This window comes from Pseudoalteromonas sp. SG43-7 (assembly GCF_014164295.1).
Classification (GTDB): domain Bacteria; phylum Pseudomonadota; class Gammaproteobacteria; order Enterobacterales; family Alteromonadaceae; genus Pseudoalteromonas; species Pseudoalteromonas rhizosphaerae.
In genome coordinates this window covers 1-288 of the sequence record NZ_JACJEY010000214.1, presented here as the reverse complement: position 1 = coordinate 288, position 288 = coordinate 1, and the positions used below count along the sequence as shown (strand labels likewise).

Sequence of the window (288 nt, the reverse complement as noted above, 5' to 3'; positions counted from 1 at the left end):
AGCTTAACTTTCTTTTAGATAGCTAAGCAAGGCAAAAAATTTAGAGTCTCAATTGAAACTGAGTGACCAACAGAAGTAACTTATTTATAAGTTGCTTCGGCACAGTCAATTCAATATCGAAAGATATTAAATAAATTCAGAATTCATTGAGCATGTCCTTCGGGACAGAAAAAACTTTTAATTGAAGAGTTTGATCATGGCTCAGATTGAACGCTGGCGGCAGGCCTAACACATGCAAGTCGAGCGGTAACAGAGAGTAGCTTGCTACTTTGCTGACGAGCGGCGGAC

Annotated in this window: 1 rRNA gene; it reads left to right on the top strand. The window is 39.6% G+C overall.

The window, feature by feature from the left end:
- Positions 1 to 178 precede the first annotated feature (178 nt).
- Positions 179 to 288 (top strand): 16S ribosomal RNA (locus tag H5200_RS23590); the annotation flags it as partial.